Raw genomic sequence first — 7,032 nt, 5'->3', positions numbered from 1 at the left:
GCAGCCCCGCTCGCTCCCCCCCCCCCCCCGAAACCCCCCCCCCCCCCCCGCGGGGGGGGGCGGGGGGGCGGCGGCGCCCCCCGCCCGCCACGCCGCCGGTCCTGCTGGGCAACCCCGGCGCCACGTGGCACGATCTTGCAGGTGACCAGCAGAGACGCCGCCGAACAGCACCTACGCGACCTCGCCCGGCTGCGCCGCGTCCGCGACCGCATCGACCGCGAGTACGCCAAGCCGCTCGACGTCGAGGCGCTCGCCCGGGGCGCCAACATGTCGGCCGGACACCTCAGCCGCCAGTTCCGGCAGGCCTACGGCGAGTCGCCGTACGCCTATCTCATGACCCGGCGCATCGAGCGCGCCATGGCGCTGCTGCGCCGTGGCGACCTCAGCGTCACCGAAGTCTGCTTCGCGGTCGGCTGCTCCTCGCTGGGCACCTTCAGCACCCGCTTCACCGAACTGGTCGGCGTGCCGCCGAGCACCTACCGCGCCCGGACAGCCCAGGCGACGGCGGAGATGCCATCGTGCATCGCGAAACAGGTGACCCGACCGATCAGGAATCGAGAAGCACGCCGCACGCAGCCGCAACTAGCCTGACCGGCATGGACATCACCATTCACTACGCCTTCCTCCCGCACACCGACGCGGACGCCGCCCTGAGCTTCTACCGCGACACCCTCGGCTTCGAGGTCCGCAACGACGTCGGATACGACGGCATGCGCTGGCTCACCGTCGGCCCCGCCAACCAGCCCGGCACCTCCATCGTCCTGCACCCGCCGGCCGCCGAACCCGGCATCACCGACGACGAGCGCCGCACCATCCTCGAACTGATCGCCAAGGGCAGCTACGGCGCCATCACCCTGGCCACCGACGACCTCGACGGCCTCTTCGACCGGCTGCAGGCCAGCGGCGCCGACGTCGTCCAGGAGCCGACCGAGCAGCCGTACGGCGTGCGCGACTGCGCCTTCCGCGACCCCACGGGCAACCTCATCCGCATCAACGAGCTGCGCTGAGCCCTCCGGCGCACGCAGCCACCGACCAGGCAACACCTCGCGCCGGCCCCCGCGCCACAGACGATGGAGACACCGATGAGCACCGCCACGAGGACGGACACCCAGGCACCCGCGCACGTCGCCGACAGCCACGACCTGATCCGCGTGCAGGGCGCGCGCGTGAACAACCTCAAGGACGTCAGCGTCGAGATCCCCAAGCGCCGCCTGACGGTCTTCACCGGCGTCTCCGGCTCGGGCAAGAGCTCGCTGGTGTTCGGCACCATCGCCGCCGAGTCACAGCGGATGATCAACGAGACCTACAGCGCCTTCCTGCAGGGCTTCATGCCGTCGCTCACCCGACCGGAGGTCGACCTGCTGGAAGGGCTGACCACCGCGATCATCGTCGACCAGGAACGGATGGGCGCCAACCCCCGATCCACCGTCGGCACCGCCACCGACGCCAACGCCATGCTGCGCATCCTGTTCAGCCGCCTCGGCCAACCCCACATCGGCTCGCCCAACGCGTACTCCTTCAACATCCCCACCGTCCGGGCCAGCGGCGCGATCACCGTCGAGCGCGGCAACAAGACCAAGGCCGAGAAGGCGACGTTCCACCGCCTCGGCGGCATGTGCCCCCGCTGCGAGGGCATGGGCACCGTCAACGACATCGACCTGACCGCCCTCTACGACGCCAGCAAGTCACTCAACGAGGGCGCCCTCACCATCCCCGGCTACAGCATGGACGGCTGGTACGGGCGCATCTTCCGCGGCTGCGGCTACTTCGACCCCGACAAGCCGATCAGCAAGTTCACCAAGAAGGAACTGCACGACCTGCTCCACCGCGAACCCACCAAGATCAAAATCGACGGCATCAACCTGACCTACGTCGGAATCATCCCGCAGATCCAGAAGTCCTTCCTCGCCAAGGACGTCGACGCCCTCCAACCCCACATCCGCGCCTTCGTCGAGCGCGCCGTGACCTTCCAGACCTGCCCGGACTGCGACGGCACCCGACTCAGCCCGGAAGCCCGCTCGTCGAAGATCAACGGCAAGAGCATCGCCGACGTCTGCGCCATGCAGATCAGCGACCTCGCCGAATGGGTACGCGACCTCGACGAGCCCTCGGTGGCCCCCCTGCTCAAGGGCCTGCAACACCTTCTCGACTCGTTCACCCAGATCGGCCTGGGCTACCTCTCGCTCGACCGGCCCTCGGGCACCCTGTCCGGGGGAGAGGCACAACGCACCAAGATGATCCGCCACCTCGGCTCATCCCTCACCGACCTCACCTACGTCTTCGACGAGCCCACCATCGGCCTGCACCCCCACGACATCGAGCGGATGAACACCCTGCTGCTGCAACTACGCAACAAGGGCAACACCGTCCTCGTCGTCGAACACAAACCCGAGACCATCACCATCGCCGACCACGTCGTCGACCTCGGCCCCGGCGCCGGCACCCACGGCGGCACGGTCTGCTTCGAAGGCACCGTGGAAGAACTGCGGGGCAGCGACACCGTCACCGGCCGCCACCTCGACGACCGGGCCGCCGTCAAGAAGACCGTACGCACGCCCACCGCCGCACTCGAGATCCGCGGCGCGACCGAACACAACCTGCGCGACGTCGACGTCGACATCCCGCTCGGCGTACTCTGCGTCATCACCGGCGTCGCCGGCTCCGGCAAGAGCTCACTGATCCACGGCTCCGTCGCCGGCCGCGAAGGCGTCGTCGTCATCGACCAGGGCGCCATCCGCGGCTCACGACGGAGCAACCCCGCGACGTACACCGGCCTGCTCGACCCGATCCGCAAGGCGTTCGCGAAGGCCAACGGCGTCAAGCCCGCACTGTTCAGCGCCAACTCCGAAGGCGCCTGCCCCACCTGCAACGGCGCCGGCGTCATCTACACCGACCTCGGCGTCATGGCGACCGTCGAGACCATCTGCGAGGAATGCGGCGGCAAACGGTTCCAGGCGGCCGTCCTGGAGTACACGCTCGGCGGCCGCAACATCGCCGAGGTGCTCGCCATGTCCGTCGCCGAGGCCGAGGAGTTCTTCGGCACCGGCGACGCGCGCATCCCCGCCGCCCACACCATCCTGAACCGCCTCGCCGACGTCGGACTGGGCTACCTCACCCTCGGCCAGCCACTCACCACGCTCTCCGGCGGCGAACGGCAACGCCTCAAGCTCGCCACCCACATGGCCGAGAAGGGCGGCGTCTACGTCCTCGACGAACCGACCACCGGCCTGCACCTCGCCGACGTCGAACAACTGCTCGCCCTGCTCGACCGGCTCGTCGACTCCGGCAAGTCGGTCATCGTCATCGAGCACCACCAGGCGGTCATGGCGCACGCCGACTGGATCATCGACCTCGGCCCCGGCGCCGGCCACGACGGCGGCCGGATCGTCTTCGAGGGCACACCCGCCGACCTCGTCGCCGCCCGCTCCACCCTCACCGGCGAACACCTCGCGGCCTACATCGGCACCTGACCGGAGGCGGCCCGGTCGGTACCGTGCCGGATGGCTGGCGCCCGCCACGGTACCGACTCGGCCGCACGTTCCGGCGCGCCGCAGGAAGACAGGCCAGGGGAGTGCGCCGTCGTGACCAATTACGCGATGCGACGCAGCCATCGTCCGGAGTTGCCATCGACACAGATCGACTGGATTGATGTGTGCATGTGGCGACTACGCATTGTTCAACTGGAACGGCCACGGATCCGTCGTCAACAACCAGACTCCGGGCACGTGGGCCGACCTGCTGGACCAGAACCGCAACCCGATCCACGGCTTCGCCTACCACAGGGAGGCCCCGTACGTGGACTTCGATCCGTACTGGTACGCCCAGCCATGCTAGGGGAGAGCTGAGGCGCTCCGGCTGCTCCGTGTATGCCTGATTCAGGCGTGCACCAGCTTCGACCGCGACGCCCCGGACCGCCGCCCGCAGAGCTCACCGGCTCGGGCGGCGGTCTTGCGGTGGAGTCGACCGGAACGAGCCGAGTCCACTCAGGCATAACGAGCACTACGGGTTGGACCGCCATCACGACGCCGACCAGCGCGCGAGCCCGCCACCGCGGAGGCGCGCGTCGCCGATCGCCAGAGCCCCAGACTGCCGCCACGCGAGTCCGCCCCTCGGGGCCGCATCAAGGTGATTCCCTAGGTTCGATAATGTACATTATGTCAAGTAGACCGGATCGGGCACTCCCTCGGCCCGCTCGGACGGCAGGTCGGCAAGGCGTCGCAGGTGCGCCTCCACCAGCGCGACCCGCGCGCGTACCGGCGCGGGCGGCACCGCGATCAGACGATGGCCGTGCGCCCGGTAGACCTCCTCGTGCACGCGGGCGAACGCCAGCGACTCCGCGTAGCCGATTCGGCGGGCGCCGCTGGGCGTTACGAAGCCCAGCGGCTCGACCAGGAACACCTGCCGCTGGTAGGCGCCGTCGCGGAGCACCCGCCGCACCTCTTCGGTGAGCACGCGCCCCGGCGGACGCCCCAGATACCGCGCGAGGGCCAGCGTGCACAGGGGCGACCGGTCGTGGACCTGCACCGACCCGTGTGCCCCGGAGGCCTCGCGGCGCTCCCGCTGGAGCCCCGCCACCGCGTCGACGAAGCCCGCCTCCCGCCACGGTTCGGCCACTCCCCGCTCCTGATCCGCCGCGATGACGGCGGTGGCCGCCTCGGCAACGACGTCCCATCCGCGTCGGCGCAGCGCGTCGGCGAGTGTCGTCTTGCCCGCCCCCGGCGCACCCGTCAGTACGTACCGCCGCATGCTCTCCCCCTTCTTCCGCGGTTGTCGGCCAACCCGAAAATCATGCATAATATCCCTTATGCATGACAAACAGGACGAATCGGTACAGCGGCTGATCGAGGAGTTCCTGACGGCCCGCGCGACCCGCAAGCCCTCCCCCCACACGCTGGAGGCGTACCGGCGGGACCTGCGCGCCGTCGCCGCGCTGGCGGCCGAGGAGAGCACCCCTCCCCTCCCCCTCGACGCGCTGCCCGTCGCCTCCCTCACCGCCCGCGTCATGCGCGCGGCATTCGCCCGGTTCGCCGCTCCCCGCGCGGCCGCGTCGGTACACCGGGCGTGGTCCACCTGGAACAGTTTCTTCTCCTTCCTGGTCGCCGACGGGGTGGTCGCCGGCAACCCGATGCCGGCGGTCGGTCGCCCCCGGGCGCCTCTCCCCCAGCCCAAGCCGCTACGCGGCGCGGACACCCCCGAGCAGTTGCTCGCCTCGGTGGCCCGGCAGGAGGGCCGCCAGCGCGACCCGTGGCCGGAGCGCGACCTGGCGGTGCTGGCGTTGGCGCTCTGCGCGGGGTTGCGGCTGTCGGAGCTGCTGGCGCTGCGGGTGGGGTCGTTGACGGGTCGCGCGGGCGAGCGGCGGGTCGACGTGGCGGGCAAGGGCGGGCGGCCGCGGGTGGTGCCGATCGAGCCGGAACTCGACGGGGTGCTGGTGGGCTACCTGGACAGCCGGGTGCGCCGGTTCGGGTCGCGCACGGTGCGGCCGGACGCGCCGCTGCTGGTGGACCGGCAGGGTGAGCCGCTGCGTCGGGGTGGGCTGCAGTACCTGGTGGAGTCCTGCTACCGGCGGGCGGGCATCACCGACCGGGTGCCGCGTGGGGCGCGGTTGCACGCGCTGCGGCACACCTTCGCGACCCGGTTGGCGGAGGACGGGGCGAGTGCGGCGGAGATCATGCGGTTGCTGGGTCACGCGTCGTTGGCGTCGTCGCAGACGTACATCGAGGTGACGGCCGGGCAGCAGCGCGCGGCGGTGCGGTCCAACCGTACCAATCGGGCGTTGGCGGGGTTGGTGGCGGCGGAGGGCGACGCGCGGTCATGAGGCGGTACGCCGCGGGCGTCGCGGGGCGCGGCCGGCGGGCTCGTCGGACCGCGCGCCCATGGCCCGTGCGGGTGTCGGGCGTGGCCGCCGAGGGGCGGTCGGCCCGGCGTCGGGGTCCCCGACGCCGGGCCGGGGACGGTCAGGCGTGGCCGGTGGCGCGGCGGGCGGCGTCGAGGGCGTTGCGGAAGAGCATGGCGACGGTGGTGGGGCCGACCCCGCCCACGCGGGGGGTGATGGCGCCGGCGACGTCGGCGCAGGTTTCGGCGACGTCGGGTAGGAGGCGTCGGCCTTCGTAGCGGACGCCGCCGCCGATGACGACGGCGCCGGGGCGGACGTGTTCGGGTTGGATGATGCCGGGAACGCCGGCGGCGGCGATGAGGATGTCGGCGCGTCGGGTGTGGGTGGCCCAGTCGGGGACGCCGGTGTGCACGACGGTGACGGCGGCGTTGGCGGTGGGTCGTTTCTGGGTGAGCAGCAGGGCGAGGGGGCGGCCGAGGGTGGCGCCGCGGCCGAGGATGACGACGTCGCGGCCGGCGACGGGGATGTCGTGGAAGGCGAGCAGGGCTTCGATGCCGGCGGGTGTGCAGGGCAGGGGTCCGGGCAGGCCGAGGGCGAGGCGTCCCATGTTGAGCGGGTGCATGCCGTCGACGTCGAGGTCGGGGTCCATGGTCTGCAGGGCCCGGTCGTAGTCGAGGTGTGCGGGGATGGGGTGCTGGATGAGCAGGCCGTGCACGTCGGGTGCGGTGTTGAAGTCGGCGATGGCGTGGTGCAGGTCTGCCTGGGTGGCGGTGGCGGGCAGGTGTACGTGGGGTGAGGTGAAGCCGAGTTCGCTGGCCTGGCGTTGCTTGATGCGGATGTAGCCGGCGCTGGCGTCGTCGTCGCCGACGAGGATGGTGGCGAGGCCGGGGGTGGTGCCGGCGGCGCGTAGCGCGGTGACGCCGGCGGCGACGTCGGTGAGGATGTTCTCGGCGACGGGGGTGCCGGGCAGGAGTCGGGCGGTGGGCATGGTGCTCCTCTGCCGGCGGGGCCCAGGCGGTCGACCTCCGCGCGTGGAGCTCCCCGATGGTTTGGTGCCCATCCTCTGGCCGCCAGTCGCGTCTGGGTTCAGCTTGCCACAGGGGGTCGGGTGTGGTGTGTCCCGGTGCGGTCGGGATAGCGGGTCGGTGTACTGACTGTGGGTGTCCCGTTGGTCACTGGTTCGGGCTACCCTGTCGGCC

7 protein-coding genes are annotated in these 7,032 nt (G+C 71.3%); 5 read left to right on the top strand and 2 right to left on the bottom strand.

What is annotated here, in order from left to right; translation table 11 throughout:
• Positions 1 to 141: 141 nt before the first annotated feature.
• From ACLQ22_RS21105 to ACLQ22_RS21090, 4 genes are all read left to right on the top strand, one after another.
• Positions 142 to 591 (top strand): helix-turn-helix transcriptional regulator, encoded by a 450-nt coding sequence (locus ACLQ22_RS21105; RefSeq protein WP_425693811.1) that lies wholly within the window; start codon positions 142 to 144, stop codon positions 589 to 591.
• Positions 592 to 596: 5 nt separating this feature from the next.
• Positions 597 to 1,007, top strand: coding sequence for a VOC family protein (locus tag ACLQ22_RS21100; protein WP_311413295.1), 411 nt, complete (start codon positions 597 to 599; stop codon positions 1,005 to 1,007).
• Positions 1,008 to 1,082: 75 nt separating this feature from the next.
• Positions 1,083 to 3,470 carry an ATP-binding cassette domain-containing protein gene (locus tag ACLQ22_RS21095; RefSeq protein ID WP_425693810.1) on the top strand — a complete coding sequence of 796 codons (2,388 nt, stop codon included), beginning with the start codon at positions 1,083 to 1,085 and terminating at the stop codon, positions 3,468 to 3,470.
• A gap of 178 nt (positions 3,471 to 3,648) precedes the next feature.
• Positions 3,649 to 3,834, top strand: coding sequence for a hypothetical protein (locus ACLQ22_RS21090; protein ID WP_425693809.1), 186 nt, complete (start codon positions 3,649 to 3,651; stop codon positions 3,832 to 3,834).
• A gap of 318 nt (positions 3,835 to 4,152) precedes the next feature.
• Here ACLQ22_RS21090 and ACLQ22_RS21085 read toward each other — a convergent pair whose 3' ends face one another.
• Complete coding sequence (locus ACLQ22_RS21085; RefSeq protein ID WP_425693808.1) at positions 4,153 to 4,746, bottom strand: AAA family ATPase; 594 nt, start codon at positions 4,744 to 4,746, stop codon at positions 4,153 to 4,155.
• A gap of 58 nt (positions 4,747 to 4,804) precedes the next feature.
• Between ACLQ22_RS21085 and ACLQ22_RS21080 the strand changes: the two genes are divergently transcribed.
• Positions 4,805 to 5,815: a tyrosine-type recombinase/integrase gene (locus tag ACLQ22_RS21080; protein WP_425693807.1), complete on the top strand. Its 1,011-nt coding sequence runs from the start codon at positions 4,805 to 4,807 to the stop codon at positions 5,813 to 5,815.
• Between the two features lie 139 nt (positions 5,816 to 5,954).
• Here the strand turns inward: ACLQ22_RS21080 and ACLQ22_RS21075 are convergent, their stop codons facing one another.
• Positions 5,955 to 6,821 carry a bifunctional 5,10-methylenetetrahydrofolate dehydrogenase/5,10-methenyltetrahydrofolate cyclohydrolase gene (locus ACLQ22_RS21075; RefSeq protein WP_425693806.1) on the bottom strand — a complete coding sequence of 289 codons (867 nt, stop codon included), beginning with the start codon at positions 6,819 to 6,821 and terminating at the stop codon, positions 5,955 to 5,957.
• Positions 6,822 to 7,032 lie beyond the last annotated feature (211 nt).

The sequence above is a fragment of the Micromonospora sp. DT178 genome, assembly GCF_049841695.1.
Lineage (GTDB): Bacteria > Actinomycetota > Actinomycetes > Mycobacteriales > Micromonosporaceae > Micromonospora.
Note: the sequence above shows the minus strand (reverse complement) of the source record. Positions and strands in the feature narration are given on the sequence as shown.